The sequence below is a fragment of the Paludibacterium flexuosum genome, from assembly GCF_037076605.1.
In the GTDB taxonomy this organism is placed as follows: Bacteria; Pseudomonadota; Gammaproteobacteria; order Burkholderiales; family Chromobacteriaceae; genus Paludibacterium.
Genome location: NZ_AP029060.1, coordinates 113832 through 132852 on the forward strand (window position 1 = coordinate 113832; position 19021 = coordinate 132852).

Sequence of the window (19021 nt, forward strand, 5' to 3'; positions counted from 1 at the left end):
GTCAATTGTTCCAGCACATTCTAATATTGCAGTATTTAGCGCCATTTGGCGTCTGTGCGCCATATGTTGTGTCCCGACCAGCGCGGCGGGTGACGATCTGCCGCGCGAGGAGACGATGTGTTGAGACGATACCTTGCCGGACTGGCCCTGATCCTGTTTGCCGTCTGTGCCCGGGCTGAACTGGGCCCCATCGTGCTGTATTCCCGGCTGGGCGAACCGCTGCGGGCCGAGGTGGCCATTACCCGCCCGGAAGCCATCGACTTCATGCACTGGCGCGTCGGTCTGGCCGATCGGGCCGCCTTCGACAATCTCAACGTGGTGTATCTGCCCGAGCTGGCCGATCTGCGGTTTTCCCTGCGCGCCGGTCCGCGCGGCCCGGTGGTGCTGATCCGTTCGCAAAAGCCGATTCGCACGCCTTATCTGCAATTCGTGCTGGCCCTGAAGACCACCGGCGGGCAGTGGGTAAGCGCTTATGATCTGAAACTCGAGTCGCGTGGCGAGGGGGATGTGGTCGATGTGCCGGTGGAAACCACCCCGGCTGCCAATGCCGCTCCGGCGATGCCGCAGCGGCTGAAGGTCGGCAAGCAGGACAGTCTGGCTTCGCTGGCCGCCCGTGTGCGTCCCAAAGGCGTGGCGCCAGAGCAGGCCATGGCGGCACTGTATCAGGCCAACAAGCGTCAGTTTCTGCCGGGCACTCCGCCGGTGCCGCGCAGTGGCAGTGAACTGCAGGTGCCGTCTGCTGCCGCGATGCGTGCACTGACGCTTGCCCGGGCGCGTGCCATCCTGCATCCGCAAACCCAGGTGGCTGCCCCGCGCAACATTCGTCCTGCGGTCCCCCTGAGCGAACCGCTGCCGCCGCCCGACAAGATTGCCGTGCCGCCGACGGCTGCTGCTCACGCCGCGCCGGCACCGGCACCGGCTGGCGCCGCGGCGCATCCGGCCACCGAGGCCCATCCGGCCCCGCCACCGCCGCTCGCGGCCTCACAGATCGCGGCTTATGCCGCTTCCGAGGCGGCTGCGCACGCCAAGATCGATACCCTGCAGCAGCAGGTCCAGCAGCGTGCCGAAGCGCTGAAGAAAGCCAACCAGCATATCGATCAGCTCAACAAGCAGATCAAGTCCTTGCAGGCCTCCGAGGCGGCCACAGCCAATTTGCTGGCCAAGGGTTTCAACTACCGCAACCCGCTGAATCTGGCGATGGCAGCGGGTGCCGTGGCGCTGATTGCCGTGTTGTTCTTCCTGCTCGGGCGTCGCCGTTCGGCCAACGGCAAGAAGAAAGCACCGAAATCTCCGGGCAAGCACCCGCTGGCCACGACCGGCGTGGCCCAGCCCGATCCGGCCGCTGCCGAGGCCAGCGGTCATGGCGATCCGCTGGCGGAGGCAGAGGTGTATCTGGCCTATGGCCATGATGATCAGGCTGAGGACATTCTGCGCAAGGCGCTGGATCAGCATCCGGGACGCCAGGATCTGCGCAGCAAGCTGCTGGAGATCTATGCGGCTCGGCCCGACAAGGTGAAATTCGAAGTGTTGGCGCGTGAGGTGCACGACGCCTATGACGGACGCGGAGCGCTCTGGGAGCGGACCCGCGCCATGGGCGCGGCCATCGATCCGGAAAATCCGCTGTATCTGCCGGAGAACCCGGCGGCGGTGGCGGCCGCGGCGGCGACACCGATGATGGATTTCTCGGCGCTGGAAACGCCGGTGGGTTCGGAGGAGTCCGAAATGTTGCCGGTTTCGCCTGCTGAACCGCCTCTGGCGCTGCCGGAGACTGAACTGCCGGCCGAGGGACAGGTCGAAACCCCTGCAGCTGAAAATTCCGACGGAAACAGCCTGCTGGATTTTGATTTTTCCCTTGAAAACAATGCGTCATTGCCTTCGGCCGAACCGGCATTGGACATCGAGCCTGATTTGTCTATGCTGAATGATCCCGAGCCTGTTGCAGAGGAACCGGTCATTGAGATGCCTCCGGTCGCCGACCCGGTACCGGCCGCTCCCGTTGAAGAGGCGGTGGCCGGGACGGCATCGGCACCTGCCGTCAGCGGTGCCGGAGAGGTCCTGGTGGAAGACATCAGCCTGCCGCCGTCGAAAGACGAGGAGGCCTTGTCGACCAAGCTGGATCTTGCCCAGGTTTATATCGACATGGGCGACAACGAAGGTGCCCGCGAGGTGCTCAACGAACTGATCCGCGAGGCCGGCGGCAAGTTGAAGCAGCGGGCCGAAGACATGTTGGCGCAAGTTGCATGAGTAGCCAGATGAATACGTTGACATTCTGTTTTGTTGCCGCTGCCGGAGGGCAGCAGTGAAGCGTCCGGTACGACGCCAGTTGCTGGCGGTGGCCGTCTCCGGCCTGTTCGCCTGGCCGCATGCCGCCCAGGCAGGGCTGGGGGCGATCGAGGTGCTGTCTGCCCCGGGAGAGGCCTTTACGGCGCTGATTCCCTTTGTGGACGACATGCCGGGCGAGGATGCCGTGGTATCGCTCGCCGATCGCAACCGTTACCCGATGCTGTCTCCCTACAGCAGTTCGGCCGGCCAGCTGCACTTTACCCTGCAAAAATCCGTCGATGGCAAACCGACCGGCATTCTGGTGTTCGGACCGGAGCATTTTGCCGAGAAGGAGCTGGATTTTGCCGTCGCGCTGCGCTGGGCTTCCGGCGGCGCGGTGCGCGAGTACCAGGTCAGCGAACGTCATGCGGCGGCCGGTCAGAAGAAGCGGACGCCGGCACCTGCGCCGGATCGGAAACCCTCGCTGTTGCCCTCGGTGCATGGCGGTCATGGTCATGTGGCCCTGGGGGACCTGAAGGTCCTGTCCCAGGCGCGTGAACCCCTGCTGGCCGAGGCTCCCCTGCTGGGGGTGGCACCCGCCGATACGGCACGCCTGAAAGTGCGTGTTTCTCCGTTGTCTGCCGCGGGTAAACCCTCTGCCGAGACACTTTCGCTGCTGTCTTCGATGCGCTACTCCGTCATCAGTGGTCCGGATGGCAGCCGGGTGCTGCAGCTGATTTCGACGGAAGCGCTGATGTTGCCGCGGCTGGATTTCCGCCTGGATGTCCGGCTGGATGAAGCGCGGCTGGTTCGCCATTACCAGCTGGACGCGAAGGATCTGCAGATTGTTGTGTCCGAGCAGGCCGAGCCTGCCGCGACCACCGATCTTCAGAGCGAGCGGACAGGCGCCGATGCCGATGGCCGGTTCCTGACCTGGCGCGTTCAGCCAAAGGAGTCCTTGTCGTCGATCGCCAGCCGCTTGCGTCCTGACAGCCTCTCACTGGCCTCGGTCATGCAGCGCCTGTACCGTAACAACCCGGAGGCCTTCATCGCTGGCGATATCAATCGTCTGCGCGCCGGTGTGTTGTTGCGTTATCCGGCACAGTGGTCGCCAAGGCAGGATGCCGCGACGCCGGATGCCTCCCCGGCGTCCGCAGCCGCTGCCGGCCAGCCGGCCGTCGTCCAGCTGAATGCGCCGTTACCCGGCATCGAGGATAGCCAGTCCCGTCTGGCCGACTTGCGCGCCAAGCTGGCGCAGCAAGAGCGCCAACTGTCGGATGCCGACACCATCGCCCGGTCGCTGGAGAAAAAATTGCAGGCCCTGCAGCAGCAAAAATCCGTCGCTGCGCCGCCTGTCGTCAAGGCCAGGCCTTCCTCCTCCATGGTGGCCGCCACCGCCGCCGGGGGCATACTGCTCGCGGCAGCGGTGACGGCCCTGGCTTTGCGCCGCCGCCATCAGCGCCTGCAGGCTCAGCAGGCAGAGGGGCTGGATCGCGGTACCACGGTCGAGGGGATGCGGCAATGGCTGCGCTATGACCCTACCCGGGACGATCTGCGCTATCGCCTGCTGCTGTTGCTGGCCAGTCAGAATGACCGTGAGGGGTTTATCGAGCAGGCTGAAATGGCACGCAGCCGTTTCGATGCGGGGGGCGAGATGTGGCAGGGCGTGTTACGCATGGGTCGCGAGCTGGCGCCGGATCATGACTGGGAGCGTCGTGCGACGGTTGTCGCCCCGGCGGCTGCCGCCATGCCGGAACGCCCTCTGCGCGAGCTGGGTGGCTTGGATGAACTGGCCGATGATCTGGTTGTGTTCCGTGATGCGGCGGTCGATTTTGATACGGCCGAGGCACCGGAATTGCCTCAGCCGATTGATCAGAAAGCCCTGGCACTGCTGTTCCAGGAAATGGGCGATCACAAATCCGCTCAGGAGATGGCACGTCACCCGGGCAGTTGAGCCCGATGCAGAATCTGTCAGGAAGGCCGGACATTTGTCTGGCCTTTTTTATGTCGGCCCCGTGGTCAGACCACCATGGCTTGAGGTAGAGTGAATCATTTGGCGCAGGGATTGGCTGTCGGATCAAGGATGGAATATCAATGAGAATTGCGCTCGGCTTGGAGTATGACGGTCGGGCGTTCGCTGGCTGGCAAACGCAACCGCACGGCAATACGGTACAGGATCAACTCAATCGCGCCCTGAGTGCCATCGCCGGCGTGCCGGTCAGTACCATGGCGGCAGGGCGTACGGATGCCGGGGTGCACGCCTCCAGGCAGGTGGTACATTTCGATTGCGCCGTGTCGCGCCCGGACAATGCCTGGGTGCGTGGCGTCAACAGCCATCTACCTGCGGCCATCAGTGTCTTGTGGGCACGTCAGGTTGCGGATGACTTCCATGCACGGTTTTCGGCCTTTTCCCGCAGCTACAGCTACTACCTGCTGACGCATCCGGTGCGTCCGGCCCTGCTGGCAGGCAAGGTGGGCTGGTATCACCAGTCACTGGACGTGGATGCCATGCGCGCAGCGGCTGCCTGTCTGATCGGGCGTCATGACTTTTCCAGCTTCCGCGCTGCGGAGTGCCAGGCCAAAAGTCCGGTCAAGGATCTGCAAAAACTGGATCTGGTCGAGCATCAGGGCCTGATTCGCTTCGATCTGCAGGCCGATGCTTTTTTGCATCATATGGTGCGCAATCTGGTGGGGGCGCTGCTGTATGTCGGCAAAGGCGCACTGAGCGTCGATGACATGCGCCAGTTGCTGGCGGCGAGAGATCGCACGACGGCACCGCCGACCTTCATGCCCGATGGGCTGTACCTGACCGGGGTTGGCTATCCGGCGCACTTTAACTTGCCGTCCGAGACGGAGACGGCGCGGCTGACACTATGGAGATGAGGGCATGACCCGGGTGAAGATTTGCGGGATTACCCGCCCTGAAGACGGTGTCGAGGCGGCCCGGCTGGGTGCCGATGCCATCGGGCTGGTGTTCTATCCCAGAAGTCCGCGTCATGTATCGCTGACCGCTGCGCGTCAGGTAGTGGCGGCGCTGCCGCCATTCGTCAGCGTGGTGGCGCTGTTTGTCGATCCGTCGCGCGAGGCGGTCGAGGAGGTCCTGGCCGCCGTGCCGGTGGATGTGCTGCAGTTTCATGGCGATGAGTCTGCCGATTTTTGCCGCGCCTTCGCCCGTCCTTATCTGAAGGCGGTGCGGATGCGGCCGGGGGTGGACTTGCTGGCCCTGGCCGGCGTGTTTCACGATGCAAGAGGCCTGCTGGTGGATGCCTTTGTCGATGGTGTCCACGGAGGGACCGGGACGCGATTCGACTGGTCGTTGTTGCCGGAAAGGTTGCCGGTGCCGCTGATTCTGTCCGGCGGGCTGGATGAGAAAAATGTCGCCGATGCGGTACGGCAGGTGGGTCCTGCTGCCGTGGATGTGTCGAGCGGTGTGGAAGTGTCAAAGGGGATCAAGGATGCCCGCCGCATGGCGGCATTCATTCAAGGAGCAAAGTATGGGTCAGTATGATCTTCCCGATGCCGGGGGCCGTTTCGGCGCCTATGGTGGCATCTATGTGGCCGAAACATTGATGGCGGCCCTTGAGGAACTGAAGGCAGAGTATGCCCGTGCCAAGGCCGATCCGGCCTTCTGGGACGAATACCGTCGCGAGCTGGCGCATTTTGTCGGCCGTCCTTCGCCGATCTACCATGCACGCCGATGGTCGGAAATGCTCGGTGGTGCCCAGATCTATCTCAAGCGGGAAGACCTCAACCATACCGGTGCCCACAAGGTGAACAACACCATTGGCCAGGCCCTGCTGGCCCGCCGCATGGGCAAGAAGCGCGTGATTGCCGAGACCGGTGCCGGTCAGCACGGCGTCGCCTCGGCGACCGTGGCGGCCCGTTACGGCATGGAGTGCGTGGTCTATATGGGGTCGGAAGACATCAAGCGGCAATCGCCCAATGTCTATCGCATGAAACTGCTTGGCGCCACCGTGGTGCCGGTCGAGTCCGGTTCGCGCACGCTGAAGGATGCCCTCAACGAGGCCATGCGCGATTGGGTGACCAATGTCGATACCACGTTCTACATTCTCGGCACGGCTGCCGGTCCGCATCCTTATCCGATGCTGGTGCGTGACTTTCAGCGCGTGATCGGTGAAGAGTGCAAGGTTCAGATGCCGGAAATGATCGGCCGCCAGCCGGATGTGGTGGTGGCGTGCGTCGGGGGGGGCTCCAATGCCATCGGCCTGTTCCATCCCTATATCGATGTGCCGGGCGTGCGCATGGTCGGTGTCGAGGCGGGCGGCGAAGGTCTGGATGGCCTGCGCCATGCCGCGCCGCTGTCAGCCGGTACCCCCGGGGTGCTGCATGGCTTCCGCGGCTATCTGATGCAGGATGCCGATGGCCAGATCATGGAGACCCACTCGGTGTCTGCCGGGCTGGATTACCCCGGCGTCGGTCCGGAGCATTGCTATCTGAAGGACAGTGGTCGCGCCGAATATACCGCCATCAACGATGATGATGCGCTCAAGGCCTTCCATGACTGCTGCCGTATGGAGGGCATCATTCCGGCGCTGGAGTCCAGCCATGCACTCGCCTGGGCCGCCCAGGCGGCGCCAACCATGTCGCGCGACCAGGTGATTCTGGTCAACCTGTCCGGACGGGGCGACAAGGATATCAACACCATTGCCGGCCTGTCCGGCATCAGCCTGTAAGCGGGGGCGCACATGTCGCGAATTGCAGAGTGTTTCAATCGTCTGGCGGGTGAGAAGGCGCTGATTCCGTTTATCACCGCCGGTGATCCCAACCCCAAACTCACCGTCGACCTGATGCATGGTCTGGTGGAGGGCGGGGCGGACATCATCGAACTGGGCGTGCCGTTTTCTGATCCGATGGCGGACGGTCCTGTGATCCAGCGAGCCTCGGAGCGGGCGCTCAAGCACCATGTCAGCCTGACCCAGGTGCTGGAAATGGTCGCCGCATTCCGTCTGGAAAATTCCTATACTCCGGTCGTGTTGATGGGGTATCTCAACCCGGTCTGCGCCATGGGGTTCGAGCGCTTCGCCGAGCGCGCGCGCGCGGTGGGGGTCGATGGCGTGCTGACCGTGGATTGCCCGCCGGAAGAGGCCGAGGCACTGACCGGCGCGCTGACTGCCGCCGGTCTGGATCCGATCTTTCTGGTGGCCCCGACCACGCCGCCGGAGCGGGTTGCGCAGATCGGCCGACTGGCGCGCGGATATGTCTATTATGTGTCGCTAAAAGGCGTAACTGGTGCCGGTCATCTGGACATTGCTGAAGTTACGGGTAAAATTGCCGCCCTTAGGGAGTCAATTCCCGTGCCTATCGGAGTGGGTTTCGGCATTCGTGATGCGGAAACCGCCCGAGCACTGTCAGTCACTGCCGACGCCATTGTGGTGGGCAGCCGACTGGTGCAGGAAATCGAGGCCGCCGAGCCGCAAGCTGCCAAAGGGCGGCTCGCGCGTCTGGTGGCCGAATTGAAATCGGCCATTCGCTAGAGTTTTTGCTCTCTAGCGTGTTGAGCCTGACGTGACGACCCGGCCAGGCCGGGTCGAATTGTCCAAGGAGTCTGCATGAGCTGGTTGAACAAGCTCCTGCCGCCGAAGATCAAGCGCGAAGGTCGCGCGGATCGACCGTCGGCGGTGCCGGAAGGTTTGTGGAGCAAATGCTCCGCATGCGAAGCCGTACTGTATTACACCGATCTCGAGTCCAATCTGCAGGTTTGTCCCAAGTGCGGGCATCATCACCCGCTGCATGCGCGTGCGCGTCTCGAGGTGCTGCTGGATCAGGAAGGCCGGCGCGAAATCGGCAGCGAGGTCAAGCCGGTTGATGTGCTGAAGTTCAAGGACAGCAAGCGTTACATTGACCGCCTGGGTGCCGCCCAGTCCGATACGGCGGAAGACGATGCGCTGGTGGTCATGCAGGGCAGCATCCTGTCGGTACCGGCCGTGGTTGCCGCGTTTGAATTCAAGTTCATCGGCGGTTCGATGGGCTCGGTCGTGGGCGAGCGCTTCGTGCGTGGCGTCCAGGCGGCCGTCGAGGCCCGTGCGCCGTTCATCTGCGTTTCTGCCTCCGGCGGGGCGCGCATGCAGGAAGGGCTGAACTCGCTGATGCAGATGGCCAAGACCAGCGCCGCGCTGGATCTGCTGGCTGAGTCGCGTCTGCCTTTCATCTCCATTCTGACCGATCCCACCATGGGGGGGGTATCGGCATCGTTTGCCTTCCTGGGGGACGTGGTGCTGGCCGAGCCGGGCGCCCTGATCGGCTTCGCCGGCCCGCGCGTCATCGAGCAGACGGTCCGGCAGACCCTGCCGGAAGGTTTTCAGCGTTCCGAGTTCCTGCTGCAGAAGGGCGCCATCGACCAGATCGTCGATCGCCGCGAACTGAAGCAGAAGGTGGCCGACCTGCTGACGCTGCTGATGCGCGAGCCCTCGGTCGCCTGAGTCTGTCCGGCCTGCGCCGGCGATCATGAAAAACGGCAAGCCACACTGGCTTGCCGTTTTTCATGTGTCCGATGCTCAGAAGCGGTCGATGATGTGATTGTCCTGCTCGCCCAGCACATGGGAGGCCGGACCGGTCAGCAACGAGTCCGGCTCGTAGACCACGCGGGTATTCTTGTCCGGGTAGGGCAGGTGCCACAGGAAGTGACGGATGCAGTTGAGGCGCGCCCGCTTCTTGTCATCGGCCTTGATCACGGTCCACGGTGCATCGGCGGTGTCGGTGTGAAAGAACATGGCCTTTTTCGCTGCCGTGTATTCATCCCACTTGTCCAGCGACTGAATGTCGATCGGTGACAGTTTCCAGTGCTTGAGCGGATCGTCCCGGCGCGAAATGAAGCGTCGCAGCTGTTCTTCGCGGCTGACAGAGAACCAGTACTTGAACAGCCTCAGGCCACTGTTGACCAGCATGCGTTCAAATTCCGGTGCCTGGCGCAGGAATTCCAGATACTCGTTCGGTGTGCAGAAGCCCATCACCCGCTCGACCCCGGTGCGGTTGTACCAGGAGCGGTCGAAGAACACCATTTCCCCTGCCGTCGGCAGATGCTGCACATAGCGCTGGAAGTACCACTGGCCGCGCTCGACTTCAGTGGGTTTTTCCAGTGCCACCACCCGGGCGCTGCGCGGGTTGAGGTGCTCCATGAAGCGTTTGATGGTGCCGCCCTTGCCCGCTGCATCGCGCCCCTCGAACAGAATGACGATCCGCTGGCCGGTTTCCCTGACCCAGTTCTGCACCTTGAGCAGTTCGATCTGCAGTTCGGCCTTGATGTGCTCGTACTCCGGCCGGCGCATGCGGGTCTTGTAGGGATAATTGGCCGGCAACGGGGCCGTCGTGCTGTCTTCTGAGGAGCCGCGGGGGGCATGGGCGATCTGCATCGCCATCGGAGACTGGCTGATGGCTTCGATTTCACGCGCTGCCTGGGCTCGGGCCGCAGCGGCGCGCTCGGCCTGGGACGAGCGGGGCTTGCTGCGTGATGCGGTCTTGCTGCGCACCGGTTTGTCACTGCCGGTGGCTGCGGTCTGGGCGTCAGGGGCTTCGGTTGCGGTAGGGGCGGCAACGGGCTCGTCAGCGGGCGAGTCGGGTTGGGGCGTGGTGTCGTTCATGGCAATGACCCTGCAGGAAGCATGGATAGATCTATCCTACTTCTTTGGCATAACGAGGTCGATAGTAATATTGTGCTCTGTCTCAGGTCTGAACTTGGCGCGGCAAATCGGGTACAATCGGCACATTACGCATTAACTCTGGCTACTGATCACATAATGAGCACGGAAAACAACACGCCTGTCGTCAGCAACTTCATCCGCTCCATCATCGACGAGGATCTCGCCTCCGGCAAACATGCCTCGATCGTGACCCGCTTCCCGCCGGAACCGAATGGTTACCTGCACATCGGCCATGCCAAGTCGATCTGCCTGAACTTTGGTCTGGCCGAAGACTACCAGGGGCGCTGCCATCTGCGCATGGACGATACCAACCCGGAAAAGGAATCGGACGAATATGTGCGTTCGATCCAGGACAGCATCCGCTGGCTGGGTTTCCAGTGGGACGGCAATGTGCGTTATGCCTCCGACTACTTTGATGCGCTGTATGACTATGCCGTGGCCCTGATCAAGGCCGGTCACGCCTATGTCTGCGAACTGACGCCGGAGCAGATGCGCGAATACCGCGGCAGCCTGACCGAACCGGGCCGCGACAGTCCGTATCGCAACCGCAGCGTCGAGGAGAACCTCGACCTGTTCACGCGCATGAAGAACGGCGAGTTTCCCGACGGCAGCCGTACGCTGCGCCTGAAGATCGATATGGCCTCCGGCAACGTCAATCTGCGCGACCCGGTGATTTACCGCATCCGCCGCGTGCATCATCACCGTACCGGCGACAAGTGGTGCATCTACCCGATGTACGACTACACCCATTGCATTTCGGATGCGCTGGAAGGCATTACCCACTCGCTGTGCACGCTGGAGTTCGAAGACCATCGCCCGCTGTACGACTGGGTGCTGGATCACCTCGACGTGCCCTGCCACCCGCGCCAGTACGAATTCTCGCGCCTGGAAATGCTCTCGACCCTGACCTCGAAGCGCAAGCTCAATGCCCTGGTGACCGAAGGTCTGGTCAGCGGCTGGGATGATCCGCGCATGCCCACCGTCGAAGGCATGCGTCGCCGTGGCTACAGCCCGGCCGGTATTCGCCTGTTTGCCCAGCGCATCGGCATTTCCAAGAGCAGCAACGTCATCGACATGAGCGTGCTGGAAGGTGCCGTGCGCGAGACGCTGGAGTCGGAAGCACCGCGCATCATGGCCGTGCTCAATCCGATCAAAGTGACGCTGAGCAACTACGATGCCGCCGTGACCGCCTCGCGTAGCGCACCGTTTCATCCGCATCATCCGGAGTTCGGTGAGCGTGATGTGCCGATTGCCCGCCAGATCTGGATCGAGCAGGACGACTTTGCCGAAGTGCCGCCCAAGGGCTGGCAGCGTCTGACGCCGGGGGGCGAGGTGCGTCTGCGTTATTCCTATGTGATCAAGTGCGAAGAGGTGATCAAGGATGAAAGCGGTCGCGTGATCGAACTCAAGTGCTCGATCGACCACGACACGCTGGGCAAGAACCCTGAAGGTCGCAAGGTCAAGGGGGTCATCCACTGGGTCAGCGCCGAGCACGCCATCGAAGCCGAAGTTCGTCTGTACGACCGTCTGTTTACCGAACCGCGCCCGGATGCCATTCGCGGCGAGGACGGTGAATACCTGGACTTCCGTCAGTTCCTCAATCCGGCCTCGCTGGCCGTGACCACGGGCTATCTCGAGGCCTCGGCACTGAATGTGCAGCCGGAGAGCCGCTATCAGTTCGAGCGTCTCGGCTACTTTGTTGCGGATCGCTACGATCACCAGCCGGGCAAGAGGGCGGTATTCAATCGCGCCGTCGGGCTGCGTGATACCTGGAGCAAGTAAGTCTTTCGACATGGCGAACCTCGGTTCGCCATTTTTTTTCACTTTGAACGGGATCGTCGCTATGCAGTGTCGTCTTTCCAGTCTGTTGGTCCTGGGGTTGCTGGCCGGCAGCTGGGCGCAGGCCGCTCAGCCAGGCAAAACCTATGATTTCACCATCGTGCACACCAATGATCTGCATGGGCGCTTCTGGCCGGATGCGGACGGTGAGTATGGCCTGGCAGCCCAGAAGGCGCTCATCGACCAGATCCGTGCCGAAGTGCGACAGGCGGGCGGGCGCACCCTGGTGCTCAATGCCGGTGACGTGAATACCGGTGTGCCCGAATCGGACATGCAGGACGCCGAGCCGATGTTCCGTGGCATGAATGCCATTGCCTACGATGCCATGGCGCTGGGTAATCACGAGTTCGACAAGCCGCGCAGCGTGTTGCTGCGGCAAAAAGGCTGGGCTGCGTTTCCATTGCTGTCGGCCAATCTCTATCAGGGCAAGACCCGTCCGTTTGCCGCCACGGCCCAATTCGACCTGGGGGGGCTCAAGGTGGCGGTGCTGGGACTGACCACCCCGGATACGCCCAAGCTGGTCAATCCGCAAAACCTGTCCGGCGCACATTTTGTCGCTCCGGAGCGTGAAGCCGCCAAACTGGTGCCGGCCCTGCGCCGCAAGGCCGATGTGGTGATTGCCCTGACGCACCTGGGGTACTACCCCGATGGTCAGCATGGCGTGAATGCCCCGGGCGACGTGGAACTGGCGCGCACGGTACCCGGTATTGACGTCATTGTCGGCGGGCACAGCCATACTGCCGTATGCATGTCCGGTCCCAATCAGCTGGAGACCGCCCATCAGCCGGGGGCGCCTTGCCGGCCGGATCAGCAGAATGGCACCTGGATCATGCAGACCGGGGAGTGGGGCAAGTCGGTGGGGCGCGCCGACTTCCGCTACCAGCAGGGTAAGCTGACGCTGGTGCGTTACACCCTGATTCCGGTCAATCTCAAGCATGCCGTGACCAGTCCGGATGGCAAAACCAGCAAGGTGACCTGGGGGGCGCCGATTACGCCGGATCCGGTCATGGTCAGCCTGCTCACGCCGTACCAGCAGAAAGGTCAGCAGGTGCTCTCCCAGCCGGTCGGTCAGCTGGACAGCCCGCTGGATGGTGCCCGTGAGCATGTGCGCAGCCAGCCGACCAGTATGGGACGCTTTGCCGGCGAGGCCTTCATGGCACAGACCGGTGCCGATCTGGCGCTGATGAATGGTGGCGGGGTGAGGGACTCGCTGCCTGCCGGTGCCGTCAGTTATCGGGATGTGCTCAAGGTCTTCCCCTTCGGCAGTACCGTGGTGACGGTCGAACTGCGTGGCGATGCGCTGCTGGACCTGCTGACCAAGGCGGCGCTCATGACGCCGGGCAGTGGCGGCTACCCGCAGATGGCCGGCGTGCGCCTGATCCGGCAGGAGGGCAAACTGACCGGCGTTGAGGTCGGCGGCAAGCCGCTTGATCCGCAGCGTCAGTACAAGCTGGTCACCAACAGCTTTCTCGCGGCGGGGGGCGATGGTTATCCCAGGCTGAATCGTTTGCCCGGCTATGTGGATACCGGCTTTGTCGATGCCGATGTGCTGAAAAACTATCTGGCGGCCAGGAGCCCGATCAAGGCGGCGGATTACGCCCCCTGATCCTGCGGCGCGCCGGCGCGGGCGAAACGCCCGGCCCGGCGCGCCGGACTTCTGCTACAATTCTCGGTCAGTCAACCTCCCTCAACGTCGAATCACCATGCTGAAGCTCTACAATACCCTGTCCAGACAGAAAGAAGTCTTTACCCCGATCGAGGCCAACAAGGTACGTATGTACGTCTGCGGCATGACCGTCTACGACTTCTGCCATCTCGGTCATGCGCGGGTGATGGTGGTATTCGACATGGTGGCGCGCTGGTTGCGGGCCAGTGGTTATGACGTCAACTACGTGCGCAACATCACCGATATTGATGACAAGATCATTCGCCGCGCGGCCGAGAACGGTGAAAGCATCGGCGCGCTGACGCAACGCTTCATTACCGCCATGGATGAAGACAGCGCAGCGCTTGGCGTCGAGCGGCCGAACCACGAACCGCGTGCCACGGCCTATGTGCCGGGGATGATCCACATGATCGAGACCCTGATCGGCAACGGTCATGCCTATGCGGCCAAGAATGGCGATGTGTACTACGCCGTGCATGCTTTCGAGGGCTATGGCAAGTTGTCCGGCAAGAGTCTGGAAGACCTGCGCGCCGGGGAGCGGGTCGAAGTCGATCCGCACAAGCGCGACCCGATGGACTTCGTCTTGTGGAAGGCAGCCAAACCGGGTGAGCCGAGCTGGGAGTCCCCCTGGGGGCCGGGCCGTCCGGGCTGGCACATCGAATGCTCTGTCATGAGCGAGCACCTGCTGGGCGAGCATTTCGACATTCATGGCGGCGGCGCGGATCTGCAGTTCCCGCATCATGAGAACGAGATTGCCCAGTCCGAGGGCGCGCATGGTCATGGCTTCGTCAATTACTGGATGCATAACGGCTTCATTCGTGTCGACGATGAAAAAATGTCCAAGTCCCTGGGCAATTTCTTCACCATCCGCGAAGTGCTGCAAAAGTATGATGCCGAAGTGGTGCGCTTCTTTATCCTGCGTGCCCACTATCGCAGTCCGCTGAATTATTCCGATGCTCATCTGGACGATGCGCGTGCCGCGCTGACCCGCCTGTATACGGCACTGAAGAACGTACCGCCGGTGGACGTTCCTCTGGAGTGGCACGATGAGTATGCCGTGCGCTTCAAGGCGGCCATGGATGATGATTTCAATACCGTCGAGGCCATGGCCGTGCTGTTCGATCTGGCCAACGAGGTTCACAAGACTCAGTCGGCCGAGCTGTCCGGTCTGCTGCGTGCGCTCGCCGGTGTACTCGGCCTGCTGCACCGTGATCCGGTGGCGTTCCTGCAAGGCGGGCAGGGCGGGGCGGGCCAGCTGGCCGCCGAAGACATCGAGGCGCTGATTGAGCAGCGCCGCGCCGCGCGAGCCGCCAAGAACTGGGCCGAGTCCGACCGAATTCGCGACCAACTGGCGGCAGAGGGCGTGATCCTGGAAGACAGTGCCGGTGTGACAACCTGGCGTCGTGGCTGATTCCATGGCGGGGTCTTGTCAAGATGAGGTAATCGGCGGATAATCGTCGGTTTCGTCATGCAGTACAGGCAAAACCCCTGTACCCGAGTAAAGGAACGCATCATGCGCAATGATATTCATCCGTCTTACACAGACGTCGCTGTGACCTGCTCCTGCGGCAACACCTTCGTGACCAAGTCCACGATGGCCAAGGAAGCCTTCCACATCGAAGTTTGCTCCAACTGCCACCCGTTCTACACCGGCAAGCAGAAGATCGTCGACACCGCCGGTCGCGTTGACAAGTTCAACCAGAAGTTCGGCAGCTTCTTCAAGCGCGGCTAATTCGCGTCGAAGACTCCAGAAAAGGCAGCCCAGGCTGCCTTTTTTGTTCCTGATGCCATTCATGCTAAGCTGTAGGGCTTCTGAGCAAGTGATTTCCACGGCGTTTGAAGGCAAAAGAGATAACCTGTTCAGAGGGTCCCTGACCCGCAAGCCATTCCGAGGCTGAACATCGCATGCTGACCTATTCCCCTGATCACCAGAACAATCTGCCGCGCCCGACCGAAAAGCCCTGGGTGCTCCTGCTGCTGGCGTTCATCTGGCTGTGGCCGGCCATTATCGGCCATGACCCCTGGAAGCCGGACGAGCCGTTCGTGCTGGCGGTGGTGCAGGACATGCTGGCCCATGGCCACTGGCTGGTGCCCACGTTCCAGGGCGAGCCCTGGCTGAGCAATCCCCCGCTGTATTACTGGGTGGCCAGCTTCTTCGTGCGGCTGTTCTCGCCCTGGCTGCTGCCGGCGCACGATGCGGCGCGGCTGGCGACCCCGTTATTCATGGCGCTGGCGCTGACTTGTGTCGGCGGGGCGGCACGGGAGCTCATCGGACGGCGGCACGGCCGCAGTGCCGTGCTGATTCTGATCGGCTGCATCGGTCTGGTGGAAACCGGTCACCAGATGACCTCCAGCGTGGCCAGTTTTACCGGTTATGCGGCCGCCTTCTACGCGCTGGCTCTGTGCCTGCGCCTGCCGGCACTGTCCGGCGCCCTGCTGGGCCTGGCCAGTACGGTGCTGTTCCTGTCCTCCAGTCTGCTGGATCTGATGCTGCTCTGGTCCGTGGTACTGCTCCTGCCGCTGTTTCCGGCCTGGCGCAACAAGCGTTATGCCATCACGGTGACCATGGCCCTGCTGTTCGGCTTGCCCCTGTTGCTGGTCTGGCCGGTGGCCTTTGCCCGCTACTATCCGGCACTGTTCGATCTGTGGTGGCACGATTATGCCCTGGGTGAACTGGCCGGATTTTCCCGTCCGGACTTCTTCCATGACTCGGGTTATTACCTGAAAACCGCGCTGTGGTATGCCTGGCCTGCCTGGCCGCTGGCGGGGTGGACGCTCTATCGCCGTCGTCATTTTGACAAGCCGATGATGCAGCTGCCGGGTTTGTTCTTTGCCGTGATCATCATCCTGTTGACCCTGTCCGGCATGCAGGCCACCAAGAACACCATGCCACTCCTGCTGCCCCTGGCGCTGATGGCTGCGATCGAGCTGGATACCCTGCGTCGCGGGGCCGCGGCGGCGTTGAACTGGTTTGCCCTGATGACCTTTGGCTTTTTCGGCCTGCTGGTCTGGTTTGGCTGGGCGGCAATGAACTTTGGCTGGCCGGAGCGACTGGCCGGACGGGCACATTATTTCAGCCCCTACTATGTACCGCATGTATCGGTGGCCATGGCGCTGTGCGGCCTGTTTGCCACACTGGTCTGGATCTGGGCCCTGACGCGGCGCAATCTGCGCGGCCGCCAGGCGGTCACCAACTGGGCTGCCGGCCTCACCCTGCTGTGGGGGCTGATCGGCAGCCTCTGGCTGCCCTGGCTGGATGCCCTCAAGAGTTATCGCCCGGTGGTGGTCGACATGGTACGCCACCTGCCGGCGGATGCCGGCTGTGTCTCCACCGGGGTAGGCAATCTGATGGGACGGGTGAGCTGGCAATACTATGCCGGGATGAACCTGTCCTTGCGCGAGTCCGCTTGCGAATTGCGGCTGATCATCCGCCCGCGCAGCATTCTGCCTGATCCGGCCTGGCAGGTGATCTGGCAAGGCAGCCGCCCGCGGGAAGACGACGAGATTTTCGTTCTGGAACGCCGGCGAGCCCACTAGCCAGGTCTGACAGAGACGAGGGCAGCAAGCAGGGGGTCAGGTCTTGAATTTTGCAGCAGGCCGCAAAATTCAAGACCTGACCCCCTGCTTGCGTCTTGAATCAAGTGCGCAGGATGGCCAGGTTTTCGTACAGCTTCAGGGATTCCGGGTTGGCCAGGGCGCCAAGGTTTTGCACCGGTTGTTGGTGCAGGACATGCTTCACCGCCAGTTCGGCAATCTTGCCATTGGCGGTGCGCGGAATATCGGCGATGGCCACAATATGGGCCGGTACGTGGCGCGGGCTGGCGCCTTCACGGATGCGTTCGCGCAGCCGGGCTGCCAGCGCCTCATCGAGATGGAACCCGCGTGCCAGGCGCACGAACAGAATCACTCGCTCATCGTCCTGCCATTGCTGGCCCACCGCCAGCGCTTCTTCCACCTCATCAAAGGCTTCGACCTGACGATAGATTTCCGCCGTACCGATGCGAACGCCACCGGGGTTGAGAACCGCATCGGAGCGGCCATGGATGATCATGCCGTTGTGGGCGGTGATTTCGGCGAAGTCGCCATGCGCCCAGACATTGGGGAAGCGGTTGAAGTAGGCGCGGCGCAGGGCGCTGCCGTCCTCGTCATTCCAGAAAGCGACCGGCATGGACGGGAAGGGGCGGGTGCAGACCAGCTCGCCTTTCTGTTCGCGCAGGATGGTCCCGTGCTCGTCGAACACCTCGACGGCCATGCCCAGCCCGCGGCACTGCAGCTCGCCGCGCCATACCGGCAGATTGGCCGAGCCCAGGGCAAAGCAGGACACGATATCCGTGCCACCGGAGATCGACGCCAGGTTGAGGTCGCGCTTGACCGACTGGTAGACCCAGTCGAAGCCTTCCGGCATCAATGGCGAACCGGTGGAAAAGAGGGTGCGCAGTGAGGGGAAATCATGGCGCTCTCTCGGAACCAGGCCCAGTTTGCGGGTGCTGTCGATGAATTTGGCCGAGACGCCGAAATGGGTGGCGGCGGCGGTTTCGGCGTATTGCCACAGCACATCGCCGGCGGCGGCAAAGGGTGAGCCATCGTAGAGCAGCAGGGTCGCTCCACTGGCCAGGGCGCTCATTTGCCAGTTCCACATCATCCAGCCGCAGGTGGTGAAGTAGAACAGCCGGTCCTGTTTGTGCAAGTCGCCATGCAGCTGATGTTCTTTCATGTGCTGCAGCAGCGTCCCGCCACTGCCATGCACGATGCACTTGGGTTTGCCGGTCGTGCCGCTGGAATACAGAATGAACAGCGGGTGATGGAAGGCGACACGCTCGAAGGTGATGTCACAGGCCGGGTAGGGGGCGACCAGATCGTCGAGGGTGATGCCGCCGGGCAGTGCGCGGGCCACGGCATTGGCATTGTCCAGATAGGGTACGACCACGATGCGGTTCAGCGAGGGCAGCTCGCCGGCCAGATGCGCCAGTTTGTCGCGGTAATCGAAGGCTTTGCCGTTGTACCAGTAGCCATCGGCACAGAACAGAACGCTGGGTCGGGTCTGGCCGAAGCGGTCCAGTGCCGCATCGACGCCGAAGTCCGGCGAGCAACTGGTCCAGATGGCGCCGAGACTCGTGGCGGCCAGCATGGCCGCCAAGGTTTCCGGCAGGTTGGGCAGCCAGCCGGCGACCCGGTCGCCGGGACGGATCCCCTCGGCGCGCAGCGCTTGCTGCAGCCGTGACACCTGTTCGTACAGTTCGCGCCAGCTCCACTGGCGCTGCACCTTGTCTTCTCCCCAGAACACCACGGCCAGCGCTTCATCGCGCCGGCGCAGCAGGTTTTCGGCATAGTTCAGCCTGGCTTCGGGGAAGAAGCGTGCTGACTGCATGCTGTCGCCGTGGATCAGCGCCTGGGCGCCCTTGTCGCCTATCACGCCGCAGTAGTCCCACACCAGTGACCAGAAACGCGCCGGATGGTCGATGCTGTACTGCCACAGGGCATCATAGTCGGGCAAATGCTGGTTCCAGCGGGTTCGTGCCAGACGGGTAAAGGCGGTCAGATGTGAGCCGGCCAGCCTGGCCGGACTCGGTTCCCACAGCGGCAGATCTTGCATCAT

At 62.7% G+C, this 19021-nt stretch carries 14 protein-coding genes; 12 read left to right on the forward strand and 2 right to left on the reverse strand.

Features of this window, described 5'->3' with window-relative positions:
- The first annotated feature begins 120 nt into the window (after positions 1-120).
- The 7 genes from AACH39_RS00500 to accD all read left to right on the forward strand — a co-directional run bounded on the left by AACH39_RS00500 (position 121) and on the right by accD (position 8702).
- A complete protein-coding gene (locus AACH39_RS00500; RefSeq protein WP_338620673.1) occupies positions 121-2244 on the forward strand; it encodes a FimV/HubP family polar landmark protein in 2124 nt (707 codons plus the stop codon).
- 55 nt (positions 2245-2299) lie between these two features.
- A complete protein-coding gene (locus AACH39_RS00505; RefSeq protein ID WP_338620674.1) occupies positions 2300-4216 on the forward strand; it encodes a FimV/HubP family polar landmark protein in 1917 nt (638 codons plus the stop codon).
- Positions 4217-4356: 140 nt separating this feature from the next.
- Entirely contained in the window at positions 4357-5145 is a 789-nt protein-coding gene (gene truA, locus AACH39_RS00510) for a tRNA pseudouridine(38-40) synthase TruA (protein ID WP_338620675.1), read from the forward strand.
- Positions 5146-5149: 4 nt separating this feature from the next.
- Complete coding sequence (locus AACH39_RS00515) at positions 5150-5770, forward strand: phosphoribosylanthranilate isomerase (protein ID WP_215776856.1); 621 nt, start codon at positions 5150-5152, stop codon at positions 5768-5770.
- Positions 5757-6956 (forward strand): tryptophan synthase subunit beta, encoded by a 1200-nt coding sequence (gene trpB / locus AACH39_RS00520; protein WP_215776854.1) that lies wholly within the window; start codon positions 5757-5759, stop codon positions 6954-6956. Before AACH39_RS00515 ends, trpB begins: the two co-directional genes overlap by 14 nt.
- A gap of 12 nt (positions 6957-6968) precedes the next feature.
- Entirely contained in the window at positions 6969-7757 is a 789-nt protein-coding gene (gene trpA / locus AACH39_RS00525) for a tryptophan synthase subunit alpha (RefSeq protein ID WP_215776849.1), read from the forward strand.
- Between the two features lie 75 nt (positions 7758-7832).
- The gene (gene accD, locus AACH39_RS00530; protein ID WP_215776846.1) at positions 7833-8702 is read left to right on the forward strand and encodes an acetyl-CoA carboxylase, carboxyltransferase subunit beta; all 870 of its coding nucleotides are present in this window, start codon (positions 7833-7835) and stop codon (positions 8700-8702) included.
- Between the two features lie 75 nt (positions 8703-8777).
- Here the strand turns inward: accD and ppk2 are convergent, their stop codons facing one another.
- Positions 8778-9860 (reverse strand): polyphosphate kinase 2, encoded by a 1083-nt coding sequence (ppk2, locus tag AACH39_RS00535; protein ID WP_338620676.1) that lies wholly within the window; start codon positions 9858-9860, stop codon positions 8778-8780.
- 156 nt (positions 9861-10016) lie between these two features.
- On the opposite strand from ppk2, the gene AACH39_RS00540 reads away from it, so the two are divergent.
- From AACH39_RS00540 to AACH39_RS00560, 5 genes are all read left to right on the forward strand, one after another.
- The gene (locus AACH39_RS00540; protein ID WP_215776844.1) at positions 10017-11702 is read left to right on the forward strand and encodes a glutamine--tRNA ligase/YqeY domain fusion protein; all 1686 of its coding nucleotides are present in this window, start codon (positions 10017-10019) and stop codon (positions 11700-11702) included.
- A gap of 61 nt (positions 11703-11763) precedes the next feature.
- On the forward strand, positions 11764-13365 hold the full coding sequence (gene ushA, locus AACH39_RS00545) for a bifunctional UDP-sugar hydrolase/5'-nucleotidase UshA (RefSeq protein WP_338620677.1): 1602 nt from the start codon (positions 11764-11766) through the stop codon (positions 13363-13365).
- Between the two features lie 97 nt (positions 13366-13462).
- Positions 13463-14836: a cysteine--tRNA ligase gene (cysS, locus tag AACH39_RS00550; RefSeq protein WP_338620678.1), complete on the forward strand. Its 1374-nt coding sequence runs from the start codon at positions 13463-13465 to the stop codon at positions 14834-14836.
- 102 nt (positions 14837-14938) lie between these two features.
- On the forward strand, positions 14939-15157 hold the full coding sequence (gene rpmE, locus AACH39_RS00555) for a 50S ribosomal protein L31 (protein ID WP_215776834.1): 219 nt from the start codon (positions 14939-14941) through the stop codon (positions 15155-15157).
- Between the two features lie 173 nt (positions 15158-15330).
- Positions 15331-16962, forward strand: coding sequence for a glycosyltransferase family 39 protein (locus AACH39_RS00560; RefSeq protein ID WP_215776832.1), 1632 nt, complete (start codon positions 15331-15333; stop codon positions 16960-16962).
- Between the two features lie 100 nt (positions 16963-17062).
- Here the strand turns inward: AACH39_RS00560 and AACH39_RS00565 are convergent, their stop codons facing one another.
- Positions 17063-19021 carry an acetoacetate--CoA ligase gene (locus AACH39_RS00565; RefSeq protein WP_215776830.1) on the reverse strand — a complete coding sequence of 653 codons (1959 nt, stop codon included), beginning with the start codon at positions 19019-19021 and terminating at the stop codon, positions 17063-17065.

Excerpts from the sequence above, each read along its gene's own strand:
- AACH39_RS00515 (WP_215776856.1), top strand. The coding sequence starts at position 5,150 with ATGACCCGGGTGAAGATTTGCGGGATTACCCGCCCTGAAGACGGTGTC.
- ppk2 (WP_338620676.1), bottom strand. The coding sequence starts at position 9,860 with ATGAACGACACCACGCCCCAACCCGACTCGCCCGCTGACGAGCCCGTT.
- truA (WP_338620675.1), top strand. The coding sequence starts at position 4,357 with ATGAGAATTGCGCTCGGCTTGGAGTATGACGGTCGGGCGTTCGCTGGC.
- trpA (WP_215776849.1), top strand. The coding sequence starts at position 6,969 with ATGTCGCGAATTGCAGAGTGTTTCAATCGTCTGGCGGGTGAGAAGGCG.
- accD (WP_215776846.1), top strand. The coding sequence starts at position 7,833 with ATGAGCTGGTTGAACAAGCTCCTGCCGCCGAAGATCAAGCGCGAAGGT.
- ushA (WP_338620677.1), top strand. The coding sequence starts at position 11,764 with ATGCAGTGTCGTCTTTCCAGTCTGTTGGTCCTGGGGTTGCTGGCCGGC.
- trpB (WP_215776854.1), top strand. The coding sequence starts at position 5,757 with ATGGGTCAGTATGATCTTCCCGATGCCGGGGGCCGTTTCGGCGCCTAT.
- AACH39_RS00560 (WP_215776832.1), top strand. The coding sequence starts at position 15,331 with ATGCTGACCTATTCCCCTGATCACCAGAACAATCTGCCGCGCCCGACC.
- cysS (WP_338620678.1), top strand. The coding sequence starts at position 13,463 with ATGCTGAAGCTCTACAATACCCTGTCCAGACAGAAAGAAGTCTTTACC.
- rpmE (WP_215776834.1), top strand. The coding sequence starts at position 14,939 with ATGCGCAATGATATTCATCCGTCTTACACAGACGTCGCTGTGACCTGC.
- AACH39_RS00540 (WP_215776844.1), top strand. The coding sequence starts at position 10,017 with ATGAGCACGGAAAACAACACGCCTGTCGTCAGCAACTTCATCCGCTCC.
- AACH39_RS00565 (WP_215776830.1), bottom strand. The coding sequence starts at position 19,021 with ATGATGCAAGATCTGCCGCTGTGGGAACCGAGTCCGGCCAGGCTGGCC.